The following is a 19,056-nucleotide window of genomic DNA, read 5'->3' as shown; positions in this document are numbered from 1 at the left end:
GCACACACGCGTCCGGGGCCCGGACGCAGGTGCCCTAGGCTTGACCCTCGTGGCGACCGACTTTTCCCAGGAGATCAAGGACCTGCGCAACACCATGGACTCGGTGCGCGAGGTGACCGACCTCGACGCCCTCCAGGCGCAGATCAAGGACCTCGAGGCCAAGTCCGGCGCGCCCGACCTCTGGGACGACCCCGAGGCCGCCCAGCAGGTGACGTCCGCCCTCTCCCGGGCCAACGCCGAGTACGAGCGGGTCACGGGGATGGATGCCCGCATCGACGACCTCGAGGTGCTCGTCGAGATGGGCACCGAGGACGGCGGCGACGCGGCCACCATGGCCGAGGCCGAGACCGAGCTGGCCTCCCTGAAGAAGGCCGTCGCGGAGCTCGAGGTCCGCACCCTGCTCTCGGGGGAGTACGACGAGCGGGAGGCAGTCGTCACCATCCGCGCCGGTGCCGGTGGCGTCGACGCCGCCGACTTCGCCGAGATGCTCATGCGGATGTACCTGCGCTGGGCCGAGCGCCACGGCTACCCCACGAAGGTCATGGACACGTCCTACGCCGAGGAGGCGGGCCTGAAGTCCGCTACCTTCGAGGTCAACGTGCCCTACGCGTTCGGCAACCTCTCGGTCGAGGGCGGCACGCACCGGCTGGTGCGGATCAGCCCCTTCGACAACCAGGGTCGGCGCCAGACGAGCTTCGCCGCCGTCGAGGTCATCCCGCTCATCGAGTCCACCGACTCCATCGACATCCCCGAGAACGAGATCAAGGTCGACGTCTTCCGCAGCTCCGGCCCCGGTGGCCAGTCGGTCAACACCACCGACTCCGCGGTCCGGATGACGCACATCCCGACCGGCATCGTCGTCTCGATGCAGAACGAGAAGAGCCAGATCCAGAACCGCGCCGCCGCCCTGCGTGTCCTGCAGTCCCGCCTGCTGCTGCAGAAGCAGGCCGAGGAGGCCGCGGCCAAGAAGGAGATGGCCGGCGACATCAAGGCGAGCTGGGGCGACCAGATGCGCTCCTACGTCCTCCAGCCGTACCAGATGGTCAAGGACCTGCGCACCGAGTACGAGGTCGGCAACCCGGCGGCCGTCTTCGACGGTGACATCGACGGCTTCATCGAGGCCGGGGTCCGCTGGCGCAAGGAGCAGGAGAAGGCCGCGCAGGGCTGAGGCTCAGCGGGCCGAGCGGCCCTCCCTGGCCAGGGCCAGGACCTCGGGTCCCTCGAAGGCGTTCGGGGTGCCCGCACCCGTGAGGACGAGGTCGCGCAGACTGCCGGTCACGTAGTCGCCCCACGCGGTGTGGCACACGGTGTAGCACTCGGCAGCAGGGGTGAGCCCCTCGTGGGTGAAGACGAGCTCGGTGCCGCCGTCCGTGGGGCGGATGTCGAACCGGATCGTGGTGCCCGTCCACTCCTGGTGGTCCTCGGGGAAGCTCAGCCAGCTGTCCAGCGTCAGCCAGGCGACGCGCTCGCCCGGGACCAGCTCGGTGACCCGGAACTTCGTCCAGTGGATGTCCGGCACCTCGTAGGTGAACTCGCCACCCTGCACGTCCGTGGTCCCCTCGATCCTGCCGGACCACCAGGCGCGCACGTCCAGGACGGCCTCGTACACCTCCCGGGGGGGCGCTCGACGGTGAAGCTGTGCGTCAGGTCGTTCATGGTCACTCCTCAATGTGCTTGCGTGATGCAAGTCACCGTAGGACCAATGACTTTCATGATGCAAGCACTTTGGCGTAGGGTCTCGCTGTGCTGGGACGGACGTACGACGGCGAGGTGTGCTCGATGGCCCGCGCCCTCGAGGTGGTCGGCGAGCGCTGGACGCTGCTCATCGTGCGGGACGCGCTCTTCGCCGGGGCGACACGCTTCGTGGACTTCCAACGCGGGCTGGGGATCGCGACCAACATCCTCACGACCCGGCTGGAGCACCTGGTGGGCATGGGGGTCATGGAGCGGCGGCGGGCGGCCGAGCGCGGGGCGGAGGAGTACCACCTCACGGACAGCGGGCGTGACCTCGTCACTGCGGTCGTTGCCCTGACCGAGTGGGGCGACCGCTGGCGGGCCCCGGCGGGCCCGCCGATCCTCTACCGGCACGGCGGCTGCGGGGGCGCCGTGCACGCCCAGGCCGTGTGCGCGACGTGCGGCCCGGTCGGTGCGGCAGCGGTGGCCGCCGAGCCCGGCCCGGGGATGCCGCTCGCCCACCTCGAGGGCAAGCGCGCCCGTCGGGCGGGCCGGGCGGGGGGCGCCGGCTGATCGGACGTCCGACCCGGAGTCGACCGTTCGGCTCGTGCGCAACGCCGAGGACCGGCGGCTGCGCGGCATACGGAGGTTGCCGACCTATCCTGCGGTGGTCGTGCGTGGCGCCCCCGCGTTCGGCGAGGTATGCCGTTCCGTCCCCTCCCGTAAGGCTTCCCCTCCGCGCATGATCCGTTTCGAGAACGTCAGCAAGGTCTACCCACGGTCCACCCGGCCGGCGCTGAGCGACATCACCCTCGACGTCGAGCGCGGCGAGTTCGTCTTCGTGGTCGGGGCCTCGGGCTCGGGCAAGTCCACCCTCCTGCGGCTCGTGCTCAAGGAGGAGGGCGTCACCCAGGGCAGCGTGCTCGTGGCCGGCCAGGACGTGGGCCGCCTGCCCTCGCGCAAGGTGCCGCGGCTTCGCCGCGAGATCGGGACCGTCTTCCAGGACTTCCGGCTGCTGCCGAACAAGACCGTCTACCAGAACGTCGCGTTCGCCCTGCAGGTCCTCGGTCGCTCGCGCCACGCCATCCGCCAGGTGGTCCCCGAGACGCTGGAGATGGTCGGCCTCGAGGGCAAGGAGAAGCGGCTCCCGCACGAGCTCTCCGGCGGCGAGCAGCAGCGTGTCGCCATCGCGCGCGCGTTCGTGAACAAGCCGCCGATCCTGCTGTGCGACGAGCCGACCGGCAACCTCGACCCGACCACCAGCCTCGACATCGTCCGGCTGCTGGACCGGATCAACCGCACCGGCACCACCATCGTCATGGCCACCCACGACGACGACATCGTCGACCAGCTGCGCAAGCGGGTCGTCGAGCTGCAGAACGGGCACGTGATCCGGGACGAGAACAAGGGCGTCTACGGAGGTGGTCGCTGATGCGCGTGCAGTTCATGCTCAGCGAGATCTGGATCGGCCTGCGCCGCAACGCCTCGATCGCCGTCTCGGTCATGCTGGTGACGATGGTCTCGGTCTACCTCATGGGCATCGGGTTCCTCGCCCAGAGCCAGGTGACCACGCTCAAGGGCTACTGGTACGACCGCATCCAGGTCTCGATCTTCATGTGCGGCAAGGACTCGGTCGACGCCAACTGCCAGGGCAAGGCCGTGACGCCCGAGCAGCGGGACGCCCTGCGGGCCCAGCTCGAGCAGATGAAGCCGCTGGTCAAGAACGTGTACTACGAGTCCGAGCAGCAGGCGTTCGACCGGTTCAAGGAGCAGTACCGCAACTCGCCGCTGTCGGAGTACCTCCAGGTCGGTGACATCCCGCAGAACTTCCGCGTGCAGCTGTCCGACCCCAAGAAGTTCGACGTGGTCGTGAGCGCGTTCGAGGGGGCGCCGGGGGTGGGGCGCGTCCAGGACCAGCAGAAGACGCTCGAGAAGCTCTTCGCGGTCATGAACGTCGTGACCGTCGGCTCGCTCTTCCTCGCGCTGCTCATGGTCCTGTGCTCGGTGCTCCTCATGGCGACGACCATTCGGCAGGCGGCCTTCAGCAGACGCCGGGAGACCGGGATCATGAAGCTCGTCGGTGCCTCGAACTTCACCATCCGGCTGCCCTTCGTCATGGAGACCGTGCTGGCCGCGCTCGGCGGCACCGGCCTGGCCATCGCGGGCCTGTGGGCGACGACCCACTACCTGCTGCCCAAGGTGTCGGCCGTGCTCCAGGACGCGCCGCTCGTGGGCACGAGCGACATCTGGTACGTCGCGCCGTGGCTGGCCGCCCTCATGCTGGTCGTCGCGGTGCTGACCAGCTGGGTGACACTGCGCCGGTACCTGCGCGTCTGACCCGACCGCGTCGCGATCCTCCGTCGCGCTTCCCCCGAAACGGCTGGGGATTGTGTTACCAATGAGGCCTATGAGCGCGTTCCCCCCGTCTCAGCGTGCCTCGCGGCGGCTCCGGCTGTCCGCCTTCGGTCTCGCCCTCGCCTGTTCCCTCGGCATCGCCGCCCCGTCGGCCGCCGTGCCCCTGGCCGGGGCCACGGACACGGCCGTCGCCGCACCGGGGTCGACCGACCCCAACCAGGCCAAGAAGCAGGTCGACAAGGAGATCGAGTCGCTCAAGCAGCAGCTCGACGACACCTCGGTCGCGCTGCAGAACACGTACTTCGCCCTCCGCCGCACCCAGGCAGCCCTGCCCGTCGCCCAGGCCGCGCTCGACAAGGCGACCGCCGACGTCTCGGCGGCCGACGCGTACAACGACGACATGGCGGTCAAGCTCGAGGTGGCGCAGGCCAACGAGGCGCGAGCGGTCGACGAGCTCGGCTCGACCCGCGCGCAGCTCTCGGCCAGCCGCACCCGGGTCGCCCGGTTCGCCTCCCAGCTCTACCAGGACCAGGGGATGGGGCAGCTCTCGGTCGCGCTCAGCGCCACCACCCCGGACGACTTCGCCAACCGCATCGCCATGAACGACACGGTGATGGACGTGCAGCAGCAGTCGCTGCAGCGGCTCGCCACGGCCCGCGCGGCGGCCACGGCCCAGGAGGCGCACATCCGGGCGCTGCGCGAGGACGTCGCCGCGGCGAAGAAGGCCGCCGAGGCAGCCCTCGCCAAGGCCCAGGCCGCTCGCGCGAAGGCCGCCGACGCCAAGGCCAAGCTCGACGCACTCGCCGTGCAGCAGGCTGCCCAGTCCAAGACCCTCGAGGCGCAGAAGGCCAACGAGCGCAAGAGCCTCGACGCCGCGCAGAAGGAGCAGGCGCGTCTGCAGGCGATCCTGGTCGCCCGAGCCAAGGCGGAGAAGGCGGCGGCCGCAGCCCGGGCCGCGGCGCTGCGCCGGGCGCACCGGGCCGTCCCCGCCTCCCCGAGCGGCACCGGCTTCCTCTCCGCACCCTCCGACGGCTGGATCTCCAGCGAGTTCGGGATGCGCTTCCACCCGATCCTGCACTACTGGCGCCTGCACGCAGGTCGCGACTACGCCGCCGACTGCGGCACGCCGGTGCGGGCCGCCGCCCCCGGGACCGTCATCTCGGCAGGCTGGGCGGGCGGCTACGGCAACCGGATCGAGGTCGACCACGGCATCCTGCGGGGCGTCGACCTCGTGACGTCCTACAACCACCTCGAGCGGATCCTCGTCAGCAGCGGCCCCGTGAGCCGGGGGCAGGTCATCGGCTACGTCGGCACCACGGGCGAGTCCACCGGCTGCCACCTGCACTTCGAGACCTACGAGGACGGCATACCGAAGGACCCGCGTCGCTGGCTGTGACGCGGGACCACCGGTGACGGGCCGCTCGGGGAAACCTCCGGGCGGCCCCGCTCGTCGGACCGGTAGCGTTGCACCGCCGGTGCCGCGACGCGGCACCGGACTGACACGGACAGGAAGAGCAGTGGCCAAGGAACAGGCGCGCAAGGTGGTCGCGAGCAACCGCAAGGCCCGCCACGACTACCTCATCGAGGACACCTACGAGGCGGGCCTGGTCCTCATGGGCACCGAGGTCAAGTCGCTGCGCATGGGCCGGGCCTCGCTGGTGGACGGGTATGCCGCGTGGCGCGGTGACGAGCTGTGGCTCGAGGGCGTGCACATCCCCGAGTACGTCGAGGGCACGTGGACCAACCACACGCCGCGGCGTCGCCGCAAGCTGCTGCTGCACCGCGACGAGCTGACCAAGCTGCAGCGCAAGTCCAGCGAGACCGGCCACACCATCGTCCCGCTGAGCCTGTACTTCAAGGACGGCCGCGCCAAGGTCGAGCTCGCGGTCGCCAAGGGCAAGCGCCAGTACGACAAGCGCCAGGCGCTGCGGGAGCGCCAGGACCGGCGCGACGCCGAGCGCGCCCTGCACTCCAGGGGACGGTGACCGTGGCCGGGGGGACGGCGCTGCACCGGGCCGGGGGGCTTCGCGTGAGGGGGACCGGGGCCGCGCTGGCCGTGCTGCTGACCCTCGCCGCGATCGTCTTCACGCCGGCGGCGGCGAGTGCGGTGGGGGACGAGAAGGCGACCCGCTACCACGTCGACTTCACCCTGCGGGCCGACGGCTCCGCGGACGTCGTCGAGACGATCACGTGGCAGTTCCCCAGCGGGGAGGACCGCCACGGGATCGAGCGCCTCGTCAAGATCCGCGTCGGCTACCAGAACAGCCCGACCACCTACCGCCAGTACCCGCTCAGTGACGTCTCGGCCAGCTCACCCTCGGGTGCCCCGGCGGACACGCGGGTCATCGACGAGAACGGCAGCTACGCGACGATCCGTGTGGGGCGCTCGGACGAGACGGTCCGGGGCACCCAGACGTACGTCGTGAAGTACCACCTCGGCTCGGTCATGAACGGCTTCAGCGACCACGCGGAGTTCTACTACAACCTCATCGACTCCTCGAACAGCCAGCTCTACGAGGACGTCAGCGCCTCGGTGACCGGCCCGCGGCCCGTCGACCGGGTCGAGTGCTTCATCGGCGAGCTCGGCTCGACCCAGCGCTGCCAGGGCAGCCCCGGGGCGACCGCCACGTTCTCGGCGCCGGCCGTGCAGCCGCGCGAGGGCATGACGATCCTCGCCTCCCTGCCGCTCGACGGGTTCGGCGACCTGACGCCGTCGCTGCGTCAGGGCAGTGTCTCGCCGGACGGCCAGGTGACGACCGCGGAGGGCTCGAGGGCGCTGGGTGCCCTGGCCCTGGGGACCGGCCTCACCCTGCCGCTGCTCGCGGCCGGTCTCATGGGCGTGCTGGTCTGGACCCGGGGCCGCGACGAGCAGTATGCCGGGATCACCCCCGGCCTGACCCCCGGCGTCGGGCAGCAGGCCGTCGTCGTGCGCGGCCCGAGCCCGACCGTCGCCGTGCAGTTCACCCCGCCCGAGGGCGTCCAGCCCGGGCTCGTCGGGACGCTCATCGACGAGACGGCCAACACCGTCGACGTCGCCGCCACCCTCGTCGACCTCGCGGTACGCGGCCGGCTGCGGATCGAGCAGATCGGCGGCGGTGGCCTCGGTCACCGCAAGGACTGGCGGCTCACCCGCACCGAGCCGACCCCCGAGCAGGCCCGGACACCGCTGCGGATCTACGAGGCCGAGCTGCTGGCCGGCGTCTTCCGCGACGGGTCCCAGGTCGTCGACCTCTCGGACCTCAAGAACCGGTTCAAGCCGACCCTGACGAAGGTCCAGGCCCAGATGTACGACGAGGTGGTGGAGCGCGGCTGGTTCCGGCGATCACCGCAGCGGCAACGGGGCACCTGGCAGTCGCTCGGCTTCCTCATCGCGGCGGCCGGGTTCGTCAGCCTGTTCTGGCTGCACGAGCCGCTGTCGCGGATCGCCTCCGGCGCGGGCATGCCCTTCTCCCCGTCGTACACGCTGTCGGTCGGAACCCTGCTCGCCGGTGTCATCACGATGGTCCTCGGCCGCAGGATGGCCGCCCGGACCGCCGACGGCAGCGCCGTGCTGGCGCAGGCCAAGGGCTTCAAGCAGTACCTCGTGACCGCCGAGGCCAGCCAGATCAGGTGGGAGGAGGCCCAGGACGTCTTCAGCCGGTACCTTCCGTACGCGATCGTCTTCGGCGTCGCCTCGCAGTGGGCCTCGACGTTCCAGCAGGTGGCCGAGGCGGCAGCGGCGGCCGGGCACCCGCTGCTGATGCCGACCTGGTACCTCGGCGGCGACTACGGCTCGTTCGGCGGCATCGCCGACGGGATGGACTCGTTCGCGAGCACCGCCGGCAGCACGTTCACCAGCACGCCCGGCAGCTCGGGTGGCTCCGGCTTCTCCAGCGGGGGCGGCTTCTCCGGTGGTGGTGGCGGCGGTGGGGGCGGCGGCTCCTGGTAGGCGCCCCCGGACACGACACCGCCCGCTCGCGTGGGCGAGCGGGCGGCACACGGCGTCAGGTCAGTTCTTGAACGCGTCCTTGACCTTCTCGCCGGCCTGCTTGATGTCGGCCTTGGCCTGGTCCGTCTGGCCCTCGGCCTCGAGGCGCTCGTTGTCGGTGGCCTTGCCGGCCGCCTCCTTGACCTTGCCCTCGGCCTGCTCCGCAGCGTTGCCCAGCTTGTCGTCCATGCCCATGTCGCACTCCTGGTGGTGTCGTGTCGTTCCGGTCGGACGCCCGGCCGCTTCTTGACCGCGCTGCTTCGACCGTAACGCGGCTCGGGCGAACCTGCAGGGCTCGCGACGCCGCAGGTCAGGGGCGGGACGGGGGCTCAGGGGCCGGTCAGCCGGTCACGACCCCAGGACGAGGAGGAGGTCACCGCCCTCGACCTGCTGCTGGCCGGCGATGGCGAGCCGGCTCACGGTGCCGGCGACGGGGGCGGTGATGTTCGCCTCCATCTTCATCGCCTCGATCGTCGCGACCACCTGGCCGGCCTCGACCGTGGAGCCCTCCTCGACCCCGAGGCTGACGACCCCGGCGAACGGCGCGGCCACGTGCGAGCGGTTCGCCGGGTCGGCCTTCTCGGCCGTGCGGACGTCGACGCTCACGCTCCTGTCGCGGACCTGGATCGGCCGCAGCTGGCCGCCCATCGTGAACATGACCGTGCGGATGCCACGGTCGTCGGGGTCGGAGACGGACTGCAGGCCGATGATCAGCCGCTTGCCGGGCTCGAGGTCGATCTCGTGCTCGTGGCCGACCTCGATGCCGTGGAGGAACTCGCGGGTGCCCAGGACCGCGAGGTCGGAGTACGCCTCGCGCGAGCGCTGGAAGTCGGCCGTCGGCCCGGGGAACAGCAGGCGGTTGAGCGTGGCCCGGGGCTCGGCCTTGAGTGCCTCGCGGTCGGCGTCGGACAGCTCGGTGACGCGCGGTTTCGGCGCGCGCCCCTGCAGCGCCTTGGTGCGGAACGGCTCGGGCCAGCCGCCGGGCGGGTCGCCCAGCTCCCCGGACAGGAAGCCGATGACCGAGTCGGGGATGTCGTAGGCCGTGGGGTTGGCCTCGAAGTCGTCGGGGTCCGCCTTGGCGCCCACGAGGGCGAGCGCGAGGTCGCCGACGACCTTGCTGCTGGGGGTGACCTTGACGATGTTGCCGAGGATGCGGTTCGCCGCGGCGTACATGTCCTCGACCTCCTCGAAGTGCTCACCGAGGCCGAGGGCGATGGCCTGCTGGCGCAGGTTCGAAAGCTGGCCGCCGGGGATCTCGTGCGTGTAGACGCGTCCCGTGGGCGACGGCAGGCCGGACTCGAACGGGAAGTAGAGCTGGCGCACCGCAGCCCAGTACGGCTCGAGGTCGTTGACCGCGTGCAGGTCCAGGCCGGTCGCGCGTGGTGTGCCGTCGGTGGCGGCCACGAGGGAGGACATCGAGGGCTGGCTCGTCGTCCCGGACATCGCGGCGTTGGCGACGTCGACCGCGTCCACGCCGGCGTCGATCGCGGCGAGGAGCGTGCCGAGCTGGCCACCGGCCGTGTCGTGCGTGTGCAGGTGGACCGGCTGGTCGAACCGCTCGCGCAGGGCCGTGACGAGGGTCCGGGCTGCGGGCGCACGCAGCAGCCCGGCCATGTCCTTGATCGCGATGACGTGCGCCCCGGCCTCGGCGATCTTCTCGGCGAGCCGCAGGTAGTAGTCGAGGGTGTAGAGCTTCTCACCCGGGTCGGTGAGGTCGCCGGTGTAGCAGAGCACGACCTCGGCGACGGCGGTGCCGGTCGCGCGGACCGCGTCGATCGCCGGGCGCATCTGGTCGACGTCGTTGAGGGCGTCGAAGATCCGGAAGATGTCGATGCCGGTCGTGGCCGCCTCGGCGACGAACGCGTCGGTGACCTCGGTCGGGTACGGCGTGTAGCCGACGGTGTTGCGGCCGCGCAGCAACATCTGCAACGGCAGGTTCGGCATCGCCTCGCGCAGCGCCGCGAGCCGGTCCCACGGGTCCTCGGAGAGGAACCGCAGCGCGACGTCGTACGTGGCGCCGCCCCAGGCCTCCACCGACAGCAGCTGGGGGGTGAGCCGGGCGACGTGCGGGGCGACGTGCATGAGGTCGCGGGTGCGCAACCGGGTCGCCAGCAGCGACTGGTGGGCGTCGCGGAACGTGGTGTCGGTCACGCCGACCGGCACCTGCGCGCGCAGGTCGCGGGCCCACTGCTCGGGCCCGACCCGCAGCAGCCGGTCGCGGGCGCCGGGCGGCGGGGGAGTGGAGCGGTCGATCTCGGGCAGCTTGGACCGCGGCGAGACCCGGGTGCGGCCGGGGCCGTGCGGCTGGTTGACGGTCACGTCTGCGAGGTAGGTGAGCAGCTTGGTGCCACGGTCGGCGGGTACCCGCGCGGTGCGCAGGTAGGGCCGCTCGTCGATGAATGCCGTGGAGAGCCGGCCGGCCTGGAAGTCCGGCTCCTCGAGCAGCGCCTGGAGGAACGGGATGTTCGTCGACACACCGCGGATCCGGAACTCCGCGAGCGCACGGCGGGCGCGGCGTACCGCCGTCGGGAAGTCCCGCCCGCGGCAGGTGAGCTTGACCAGCATCGAGTCGAAGTGCGCGCCGATCTCGGCGCCGACGAAGACCGTGCCGCCGTCGAGGCGCACGCCGGCGCCGCCGGCGGACCGGTACGTCGTGACGTGTCCGGTGTCGGGACGGAAGCCGTTGGCGGGGTCCTCGGTGGTGATGCGGCACTGCAGGGCGGCGCCGCGGATCTGCAGGGCGTCCTGCGACAACCCGAGGTCGATCAGGGTCTCGCCGCTGGCGATCCGCATCTGGCTGCTCACGAGGTCGACGTCGGTGATCTCCTCGGTCACCGTGTGCTCGACCTGGATCCGCGGGTTCATCTCGATGAAGACGTAGCGGCCGTCGGGGGCGAGGAGGAACTCGACGGTGCCGGCGTTGACGTAGCCGATCTCGCGGGCGAACGCGACCGCGTGGGCGCACATCCGTGCCCGCAGCTCGGGGTCCAGGTTGGGTGCGGGCGCGATCTCGACGACCTTCTGGTGGCGCCGCTGCACCGAGCAGTCCCGCTCGAAGAGGTGGATGACGCCGCCCTCGGTGCCGGTGCCGTCGCTGAGCACCTGGACCTCGATGTGCCGGGGGCTCACGACCGCCTCCTCGAGGAAGACGGTGGGGTCGCCGAAGGCCGACTCGGCCTCGCGCATGCACGCCTCGAGCGCCTCGCGCAGGTCCTCGCGGCGCTCGACGCGGCGCATGCCCCGGCCGCCGCCGCCGGCAACGGCCTTGGCGAAGACGGGGAAGCCGATCTCCTCGGCGCCGCGGACGAGCTCCTCGACGTCGGTGCTCGGCGGGGCGCTGCGCAGGGTCGGCAGGCCGGCCTTCTTCGCGGCCGCGATGGCGCGCGCCTTGTTGCCGGTGAGGTGCAGCACCGGGGCGGGCGGCCCGATGAACGTGATGCCGGCGTCGGCGCACGCCTGCGCCAGGTCGGGGTTCTCGGACAGGAAGCCGTAGCCCGGGTAGACCGCGTCAGCACCCGCCTCGAGGGCGACCCGGACGATCTCGGCAGGGTCGAGGTAGGCCCGGACCGGGTGCCCCTGCTCGCCGATGCGGTAGGCCTCGTCGGCCTTGAGCACGTGCTCGGACTTGCGGTCCTCGTACGGGAAGACCGCCACGGTCTTCGCGCCCAGCTCGGTGGCGGCTCGGAAGGCTCGGACGGCGATCTCGCCACGGTTGGCGACCAGGACCTTGCTGAACACGGGACCTCCTCGGTGCGGACGGGGGAGTCCGCGGGGGGGACGGGCGGTGCGCGCTCGATCCTAGTGAGGTCCCGATGCATGAGACAGGTCGACCGGAATGCGGACAGTCATCGGTTCGTGGGGTCTCCCATGCGGGGGAGGTCGGGACGGCTCGGGCTGGCCTGGATGTCGAGCTGGAGGGCGACGAGGAGGGACTGGACGCCCAGCACGAACGGGACGACCGCAAGCATCACCGACCCGGCCGTCGGGGACGCGTCGCCCACGCTGTTGGCCAGGAGCCAGACCCCGACCGCGGCGCCGAGCAGGAGGAGCAGCAGGCCTGCGACGAGGAGCAACGCCACCGGCGAGAAGGACCAGACCATGTACTTCCACCACACCCGACGCCAGAACCCGCCGAAGAGCAGCGCGAGCAGCTCGGGCAGGACCCGGGTGAGCCGGATGCTGGAGACCTCGGTGCCGTAGAGGGCGGGGATGGGGACGTCGACGATGGGGACGTCGAGGATGTTGAGGTGGATGAGCAGGTCGTTCTCGAAGCTGTAGCGGGCGGCGACCTTGTCCAGGGGCAGCCGTCGGAGCACGTCCGCGCGGATCGCCGTGTACCCGTTCTGCGGGTCGAAGACGTGCCAGTAGCCGGAGGCGAACTTGGTCATGAACGACAGGCAGATGTTGCCGAACACGCGGTACGGCGGCATCCCGGCGAAGGACTCCCCCGAGAAGAACCGGTTCGCCTTGGCGAAGCCGTACCCGTCGATGACCGGGTCGAGCAGCCGGGGGAGGTGTGCCGGGTCCATCTGCGCGTCCCCGGCCATCACGACGTCGATGTCCGCGCCGAGCTCCAGGGCGGCCCGGTGGGCGGTGATGATCGCGCCACCGACGCCGCGGTTCACCTCGTGCCGGATGAGGTGCAGCCGGGGGTCGCCGACGGCGGCCGCGGCGGCCGAGGTCCCGTCCGGGCTGCAGTCGTCGACGACCACGATGAAGTCGACGAGCTCCGGCATCGTCGTGATGACCTGCGCGATGTGCCGTTCCTCCTTGTATGCCGGCACCACCGCCGCTACCCGCGCGCCCCTGTACATCTCATGCCTCCTGCGTGTGGTTGTGGTCGGAGAAGTCGACGGTGGCGGGCTGGACGGTCTGGTGGCCCGGGTGGGGCTGGGTGAACACCCACTTCTTGTAGGCGAAGTAGTTCCAGACCGTGGTCGCCCCGGTGGCGGCCACCTTGCCCAGGACGTAGCCGGGGCCGGTCGTCTCGGCCAGCTGGACGATTCCCATGGTGGCCAACGTGTTGAACCCCAACAGGGTGGAGTAGCGGACGAGGCTGCCCAGTCCTGCCTGGTGCGAGCCGAACGCGAAGCGGCGCTGCAGCAGGTAGTTGGAGGCGAAGCTGCCCCAGAAGCCCGCCGCCGTCGCGAGCCAGAGCGGCAGGTGCAGCACGCGGTAGCAGAGGCTGAGCAGCCCGAGGTCCAGGGCGAAGCTGCTCAGGCCGATGAGCAGGTAGCGCCCCGGAGCCCCGCGGACCGCTGCGGCCAGCCGCTGGGCGGTCAGCATGTGTGGCCCTTCGGGGCCACGGCCGACGGCTCGCGTGACGACCAGGGGCCGGGGACCCCCGGTTCGGCCACTCGACGCCCGGCTGCGGCGGCCAGGGCGGACCCGCCGCCGGGAAGCCGGTTCCAGTCGAGCCGGTAGAGGGAGGCGTCCCCGTCACGGGCGACGAGCTGCAGGAACGGGAGGCTCGAGGGGTCCGTCAGGCCGGGGCGGGCATGGTCCCAGGGGCGGATCTTCCCCCCCGAGACGAAGACCCAGCCGATGTCGAGCTCCGCGGCTGCGGACCTCACGGCGGGGTCCGTGGCCATGTCGCGGAAGTGGTCGAGCACGAGCTCCTGGCGTTGCGTCGGCAGGACCTCGAAGTGACGGATGACCGGCATCCGGTCCCCGAGGGCGTACATCCAGACCGAGCCCTGGCACGGGTCCGCGAGGACCTGCTCGGAGGCGGGGACCCACCGCCCGAGCTGCGACATGAGCCTGGCGGAGTGGCTGCTCAGCGTCGCGCCGGACGTCTTGTTCGCCCACGTCAGCCGCGCCGAGTTCTCCGCCACGTCCGGGAGGCTGACCGCTGCCAGGGCGACGAGGACGACGAGCCCCGTCGCGGCAGTGGCCCGATCGCCCCCGGCATACCACTCCGACGCCCCGTCCCCGAGGGGCGCCGGACGCCGCCCGCGACGCAGCACCAGCAGCGTCACGGCCGTCGACGCCCCGGCCGCGACGACGTCGACGCCGATCCCGAGGATCGGGACCGCCAGCATGGTGAAGACCGCGAGGAGGCGCCACTGGTCGTCGTAGAACGGCGCGGTGAACCACGGTGGTCCGCTCGTGCTCGACATGGTGTACCAGGCCAACCCGGCGTACAGCGCGAGGGGAAGGAGGTACCAGGCCGTGCGGGGGCGCGTGACGAAGCGGACCAGGGCCGCGACCGCGAGGAGGGGGGCGACGTAGACCAGCCGGGACCCGTGCGTGAGGAACAGCAGGTTCCGGACCGCCCCGAGCGCGCTGCTGTCGGGCGCCCAGGACACGGTGGCCACCCGGCCCGCCTCCTGGACCATCTCGCGGACGACGGGAAGGCCCAGCGCCGCGGCCAGGACCGCGGCCGCGAGCAGGTACAGCCCGGACCGCAGGGCGTCGTCCCGGCGCGCCAGCAGCCGGCCCGCCCACCAGCAGACGAGGAGGGGTGCCGCGACGAACGCCAACGAGGGGTGGACCGCCACGAGGGCGACGGCTGCCACGGCCACGGCGGGCAGGACACCCCACTGCCGGTGACGGGCGGCGACGACGGCGAGCGCGACGAAGGGGCCGACGGCGAGCATCCCTGCGAAGAAGGGGATCAGTGGTCCTCGCCACAGCAGGTCCCACGGGTAGACGGCAAGCCACGGGGAGATGGCGCCGGCCGCGGCAACGGCCACCGGGCGGCGCGTGACCACGGACGCCAGTGCCATCGTGCTCAGCGGGAGCTGGAGCGTCACGAGGACCAGGACGAAGGCGTTGATGAAGGTGGGGATGTCCAGTCCGGACGCGGGCCACACGAGTGCCAGCTCCGCGTGCAGGGCGATGGGGTAGCTGCGGACCGGCGCGTTCGCCAGGGCCGTGTCGTAGTAGGCGAAGTGGCCGGCGACGTGGGGATCCCACGCGCGTGAGTCGGCGATGAGGCGCACCATGTTGGCGTGCCAGGGGATGTCCCAGTCCTGGTTGACCGTCCGCAGGCCCGAGGTGCCCTTGAGCCAGGTGTGGCCCGCGACCAGCGCGGCCGGCACGAGGCCGGCCAGCGTGGTCCACCAGGGCAGGCCACGGCGCCCCGGGTCGTCCGACCGGCCGTCTCCCCCCGTCGACGCCGGCCGCGGCCGGCGCCCCCGGGGGCGGCGGGCGGCGCCCCCCGGGCGCCCCCCCCACCCCCCCACCGGCCCCCCCCCCCCCCCGACCGGCCCGCGTGGTCCCCCCGGGGCGGCCACGGCCCCCCGGGTCGTCCGCCCGGCCGTCCCCCCCCGTCGCCGCCGGCGCCGGCGTCGACCCGGTGCGACGGCGTCGTGCCAGCCCGGTGCGCAGCAGGAACGCCACCACGGACGCCACGAGCACGGCGACGGCCACGCTGGCGAGCGTCCAGGGCAGGTGGGCGAGGCCACCGAACGAGCCCAGGACGCTGAGCAGCCCCAGCCCGATCACGGGCGCCGCCGCGGGCAGGAGGTGCCGTCGCACCCCCAGGGCCTCACCGAAGAGCCACCCGGGAACCCACCAGACGCAGGCGACGACAACGAGGGCCCACAGCATCGCCACTGAGATGAGCCTTTCTACCGCAGTCCCGTCTGGTCGAGCGGGAGGGTAGCCGTGGCTGCTGGGAGATCCCTGAGCGAGGGATCAAGGCGACGGTGCCCACGACGCGGCTCGCGACTGGCCGCCGCCCTCGTCCTCGGTCAGTCGGCGACGGTGAAGCGCTGCCTGCGGTGGCGCGGCTGCTCCACCTCGTCGAGGAGGGCCGCGGCGTAGTTCTCCGCCGACACGGACGTCCCGGCGGGGGAGTCGAGGGCGGTGCGGTAGGTGTCGGTCCGCTCGCCCGGTGCGATGACCGGGGCGGGGGAGAGGAAGGTCCAGTCGAGCGACTCGGGCGCGGCGAGGAAGGCGTCGAGCGCCGCAGCGCCGCTGCGGGCCTCGGCGAGGTACTCGGCCGGGAAGTCGGGTCCGTCCATCAGGCGGGTGCCGTCGGGGCCGACGAGCGACCCGGCGCCGCCGACGAAGAGGACCCGGGCCGCGCCCGCGTGGTCGATGAGGGTGTGCACCGCCTCGAGCCAGGGCTCGTGGGGGCCGCCGCTGCGGTCCGGCCCGGTCGCCGACACGAGCACGTCGTGGCCCGCCGCCGCGGCCTCGACCGTGGTGGGGTCGGCGAGGTCGCCCGTGGCGGCCTGTGCACCCTCCGGCAGGTCGCCACCGCTGCGGCTCCACCCGGTGACGTGGTGCCCGCGGGAGAGCGCCTCGCGCACGATGCGCGAGCCGATCATGCCGGTGGCGCCGAACACTGCGATCTTCATGGGGGTCAGCTCCTGGGGGTCGTGGTCGTGCGTACCCGAAGACAGTAACCATTGGTAATTAAGCACTTCAACGTGCTATAAGTACCTCGTGGTTACCATCGACCGTGGCGATGCCTTCGACCCCGACTGTCCGACGCGCCTGGTCCTCGACCGGGTCGGGGACAAGTGGACGGTGCTCGTCATAGACGCCCTGTCCGACGGGCCCCTGCGCTTCACCCAGCTGCGCGACCGGGTCGGCGGCGTGGCGCCCAAGGTGCTGACCCAGACGCTGCGCACCCTGGAGCGCGACGGGCTGCTGACCCGCACCGTCCACGCCCAGGTGCCCCCGCGGGTGGACTACGAGGTCACCGAGCTGGGGCGGTCCCTCAGCGGCCCGCTCGCCGTGCTCACCGACTGGGCCGAGACGCACGTCGGCCGGATCATGCGGGCGCGCGAGGAGTACGAGCGCACGGCTGCGGAGGCGGCTCGCGGCTGACCGGGCCGCACCAGAGGCCTCGGCGCGGTCCCGGCGCCACCGGCCGGAGGCAGGCCGGGCACCGACGTGGCCGCCACCCCGGTGCGGGCGGCGGCCACGGGCTCCACTGGTGGAGTCAGGACGTGACCGGGTGGGTCACGGGTCCACGGTCACAGGTGCGCGAGTCGTAGGTGCGCGAGTCGTAGGCGCGCGCTCACAGGTCCACGGGTCGCAGGACCTGGGAGATGCCGTGGGCGATCTGCACGTTGCCCTTGTTGATGTTCGGCCGCACGACCGCTGCGTCGGCGTCGTTCGGGTCGGCGTCCACGAGGGTCACCCAGCGGTGCCGGCGGACGTCCACCGTGATCGTGCCGCCGGAGGCGGTGGTGAGCTGGGCGCCGTCGGCGGCGCGGGCGGCGCGGTAGTCGATCGTGGCGCCCGGCACCACGTGGTAAAGCAGCACGGCCTCGACGGTGTCGATGCCGAGCGAGGCGACGGCCGCGAAGACCGCGCTCTCGCTCGTGTACTGCTTGTGGGTGAGGTCGGTGGCGAGCCGGCGGAAGGCGGCGTCGGTGGGCAGGAACGCCGTCAGCGGCACGGAGCCGTCGGCGAGCACGGCCACGGGGGAGGAGGGCTTGGCGGCCAGGACCGCCCGCACCGCGTTGTCGACGATGTCGAAGTCGTTCCAGTTGCGGTCGAAGCCGGACCCGTCCTGCGCGAGCACCGCCGCGAGGCTGCGGGTGCCGGTCGGTGGGGGCGCGGTGCCCTCGTGGGCCGAGGCGCTGCCGGCCCCGACGAGGGTCAGGGCGCCGGCAAGGGTGGCGGTGGCCAGGGCGGCCACGACGCGTCGTACGTGCATGGGAGTCTCCAGTGTGCGGACAGCGGCTCCTTCCGGGGCCCTGCCGTGGCCGCCGCCGCCACAACCCCGGTTCATCCCTCGACGTCGGTTCGGTGCTGCCGCCGCACCGGATTGGCCGGCGGGGGGAAATGTTGTCGGGGGCCCGCGCGTTGGACGGTAGGCTTGTCCCACAACTCAACAGCGGGTGTGTGAGCACCCCTGCACTCGCAGGAGCACGGGGGTGATCGGTTTCGACATTGGTCGGTTGTCCAGGGGAAGCGGGTCGAGGATGCAAGGTCATCTCGTCAACGCTCCTTGCAAACCAATAGGTGCCAATTCCAAGCGCACCGACTTCGCCCTCGCCGCCTGAGCGAGCCTCGAAGTCCGTCAGCCTGAGCTAGTTCCCGTCTCAGTGCCTGGCGTCAGCTAGGGAACTCGCTGCGCAGTCATGCCGAGGGGCTGCGCGGGACTCTCACTCGGCTGGGCCTGTCAGCGGACGTGTGCGTGCGAGCGCTGGGGCCGAGAAAATCCGTAGCGCACTGCACCCGGAGAAGCCCTGGTAAGTCGTCAGTGGACGCGGGTTCGATTCCCGCCACCTCCACCACCGTGGTGCTCGCACATCGCCGTTGAGCCGCGAGGGCCCGGTCACGTCCGTGACCGGGCCCTCGCGCGTCCCCCGGCTTAGGGTGGGGCATGGCCGAGACCGAGGTGCGCGAGCGGGCGCTGCACACCGCGGGCCGGTATGCCGAGCGCCTGGGCTGGTGGACCGTCGCCAACTGGGTGCTGCTCGTGACAGCGGTGGTGGGCCTCGCGCTGACCGCCGTGCTCACCATCGTGGCCGAGGACGTGTACGAGTCGGTCGTGCAGGCCGACGGGGTGGCCGCGCTGGACCAGCCGGCGCTCGACCAGGCCGTCGCCTGGCGCTCGCCCGGGCTGGACCGGGCCGTCACGGCATACACCGACGTCGGGGGGCCGGTCGGCATGCCGCTCCTGACCCTGGCCGTCGTGGCGGTGATGGTCTGGGCGTGGCGGTCGTGGACGCCGGTGGTGCTGCTCGTGCTCGCCACGGCGGGGTCGCTGGCGCTCACCGTCGCCGGCAAGGACCTCGTCGGTCGCGCCCGCCCGCCGCGCATGTTCGCGGTGCCCCCCTACGAGTCCTCGCCCTCGTTCCCGAGCGGCCACACGCTCAACGCCACGGTCGTCGCGGCCGTCGTGGTCTACCTGCTGCTGCGCAAGGTCCGGCGCACCTGGGTCCGCGTGGGTGCGGTCGTGCTGGGGGTGGCGTTCGCGGTGACGATGGGCCTGAGCCGGGTGTTCCTCGGCCACCACTGGCTGTCGGACGTGGTCATGGGCTGGGTGCTCGGCCTGGCCTGGGTCACCGTCGTGGTGACGGCGCACCGGATGTTCCTCGCGGTGCGCCGCGAGGCGGCCAGGCGGGGTGCGCCCGCGCGGGCCTGAC

Annotated in this window: 17 protein-coding genes, 1 other RNA gene and 1 pseudogene; 10 read left to right on the top strand and 9 right to left on the bottom strand. The window is 72.1% G+C overall.

Annotated features, from left to right (window positions below):
• The first annotated feature begins 49 nt into the window (after nt 1-49).
• The gene (gene prfB / locus ACFUC1_RS06780) at nt 50-1,168 is read left to right on the top strand and encodes a peptide chain release factor 2 (RefSeq protein WP_379117954.1); all 1,119 of its coding nucleotides are present in this window, start codon (nt 50-52) and stop codon (nt 1,166-1,168) included.
• A gap of 3 nt (nt 1,169-1,171) precedes the next feature.
• Here prfB and ACFUC1_RS06775 read toward each other — a convergent pair whose 3' ends face one another.
• Nucleotides 1,172-1,669: an SRPBCC domain-containing protein gene (locus ACFUC1_RS06775; protein WP_379117950.1), complete on the bottom strand. Its 498-nt coding sequence runs from the start codon at nt 1,667-1,669 to the stop codon at nt 1,172-1,174.
• Nucleotides 1,670-1,743: 74 nt separating this feature from the next.
• Between ACFUC1_RS06775 and ACFUC1_RS06770 the strand changes: the two genes are divergently transcribed.
• From ACFUC1_RS06770 to ACFUC1_RS06745, 6 genes are all read left to right on the top strand, one after another.
• Nucleotides 1,744-2,247 carry a winged helix-turn-helix transcriptional regulator gene (locus ACFUC1_RS06770; protein ID WP_379117948.1) on the top strand — a complete coding sequence of 168 codons (504 nt, stop codon included), beginning with the start codon at nt 1,744-1,746 and terminating at the stop codon, nt 2,245-2,247.
• Between the two features lie 169 nt (nt 2,248-2,416).
• Nucleotides 2,417-3,106, top strand: a complete 690-nt coding sequence (gene ftsE, locus ACFUC1_RS06765; RefSeq protein ID WP_379117946.1) for a cell division ATP-binding protein FtsE — start codon at nt 2,417-2,419, stop codon at nt 3,104-3,106.
• The gene (gene ftsX / locus ACFUC1_RS06760) at nt 3,106-4,011 is read left to right on the top strand and encodes a permease-like cell division protein FtsX (RefSeq protein WP_379117944.1); all 906 of its coding nucleotides are present in this window, start codon (nt 3,106-3,108) and stop codon (nt 4,009-4,011) included. The genes ftsE and ftsX overlap by 1 nt, the downstream gene beginning before the upstream one ends.
• Nucleotides 4,012-4,081: 70 nt before the next feature.
• On the top strand, nt 4,082-5,425 hold the full coding sequence (locus tag ACFUC1_RS06755) for a peptidoglycan DD-metalloendopeptidase family protein (RefSeq protein WP_379117942.1): 1,344 nt from the start codon (nt 4,082-4,084) through the stop codon (nt 5,423-5,425).
• A gap of 121 nt (nt 5,426-5,546) precedes the next feature.
• Nucleotides 5,547-6,014 (top strand): SsrA-binding protein SmpB, encoded by a 468-nt coding sequence (gene smpB / locus ACFUC1_RS06750; protein WP_379117940.1) that lies wholly within the window; start codon nt 5,547-5,549, stop codon nt 6,012-6,014.
• A gap of 44 nt (nt 6,015-6,058) precedes the next feature.
• Nucleotides 6,059-7,957, top strand: a complete 1,899-nt coding sequence (locus ACFUC1_RS06745) for a DUF2207 domain-containing protein (RefSeq protein ID WP_379117938.1) — start codon at nt 6,059-6,061, stop codon at nt 7,955-7,957.
• Between the two features lie 60 nt (nt 7,958-8,017).
• Here the strand turns inward: ACFUC1_RS06745 and ACFUC1_RS06740 are convergent, their stop codons facing one another.
• The 7 genes and pseudogenes from ACFUC1_RS06740 to ACFUC1_RS06710 form a co-directional block, all read right to left on the bottom strand.
• Nucleotides 8,018-8,191, bottom strand: coding sequence for a CsbD family protein (locus tag ACFUC1_RS06740; RefSeq protein ID WP_379117936.1), 174 nt, complete (start codon nt 8,189-8,191; stop codon nt 8,018-8,020).
• A gap of 153 nt (nt 8,192-8,344) precedes the next feature.
• Nucleotides 8,345-11,734 (bottom strand): pyruvate carboxylase, encoded by a 3,390-nt coding sequence (locus tag ACFUC1_RS06735; protein ID WP_379117934.1) that lies wholly within the window; start codon nt 11,732-11,734, stop codon nt 8,345-8,347.
• A gap of 107 nt (nt 11,735-11,841) precedes the next feature.
• A complete protein-coding gene (locus tag ACFUC1_RS06730; protein WP_379117932.1) occupies nt 11,842-12,810 on the bottom strand; it encodes a glycosyltransferase family 2 protein in 969 nt (322 codons plus the stop codon).
• 1 nt (nt 12,811) lies between these two features.
• Complete coding sequence (locus ACFUC1_RS06725) at nt 12,812-13,282, bottom strand: GtrA family protein (RefSeq protein ID WP_379117930.1); 471 nt, start codon at nt 13,280-13,282, stop codon at nt 12,812-12,814.
• Nucleotides 13,276-15,183, bottom strand: a complete 1,908-nt coding sequence (locus tag ACFUC1_RS06720; RefSeq protein WP_379117928.1) for a DUF6541 family protein — start codon at nt 15,181-15,183, stop codon at nt 13,276-13,278. The genes ACFUC1_RS06725 and ACFUC1_RS06720 overlap by 7 nt, the downstream gene beginning before the upstream one ends.
• A 139-nt stretch (nt 15,184-15,322) precedes the next feature.
• Nucleotides 15,323-15,550 (bottom strand): annotated as a pseudogene (locus ACFUC1_RS06715) (DUF6541 family protein); the annotation flags it as partial.
• Between the two features lie 143 nt (nt 15,551-15,693).
• A complete protein-coding gene (locus ACFUC1_RS06710) occupies nt 15,694-16,305 on the bottom strand; it encodes an NAD(P)-dependent oxidoreductase (RefSeq protein ID WP_379117926.1) in 612 nt (203 codons plus the stop codon).
• Between the two features lie 88 nt (nt 16,306-16,393).
• Between ACFUC1_RS06710 and ACFUC1_RS06705 the strand changes: the two genes are divergently transcribed.
• Complete coding sequence (locus ACFUC1_RS06705; RefSeq protein WP_379117925.1) at nt 16,394-16,780, top strand: winged helix-turn-helix transcriptional regulator; 387 nt, start codon at nt 16,394-16,396, stop codon at nt 16,778-16,780.
• Between the two features lie 193 nt (nt 16,781-16,973).
• Here the strand turns inward: ACFUC1_RS06705 and ACFUC1_RS06700 are convergent, their stop codons facing one another.
• Nucleotides 16,974-17,618 (bottom strand): fasciclin domain-containing protein, encoded by a 645-nt coding sequence (locus tag ACFUC1_RS06700; RefSeq protein WP_379117924.1) that lies wholly within the window; start codon nt 17,616-17,618, stop codon nt 16,974-16,976.
• A gap of 216 nt (nt 17,619-17,834) precedes the next feature.
• On the opposite strand from ACFUC1_RS06700, the gene ssrA reads away from it, so the two are divergent.
• Together ssrA and ACFUC1_RS06690 are read left to right on the top strand one after the other, a co-directional pair.
• Nucleotides 17,835-18,201: a transfer-messenger RNA gene (ssrA, locus tag ACFUC1_RS06695) on the top strand.
• 89 nt (nt 18,202-18,290) lie between these two features.
• Nucleotides 18,291-19,055 carry a phosphatase PAP2 family protein gene (locus ACFUC1_RS06690; protein WP_379117923.1) on the top strand — a complete coding sequence of 255 codons (765 nt, stop codon included), beginning with the start codon at nt 18,291-18,293 and terminating at the stop codon, nt 19,053-19,055.
• The last annotated feature ends 1 nt before the right edge of the window (nt 19,056 follow it).

The sequence above is a fragment of the Pedococcus sp. NPDC057267 genome (genome assembly GCF_042668795.1).
In the GTDB taxonomy this organism is placed as follows: domain Bacteria; phylum Actinomycetota; class Actinomycetes; order Actinomycetales; family Dermatophilaceae; genus Pedococcus.
The sequence above is the reverse complement of the archived record's forward strand: the minus strand, read 5'-3'. Positions and strand labels throughout refer to the sequence as shown.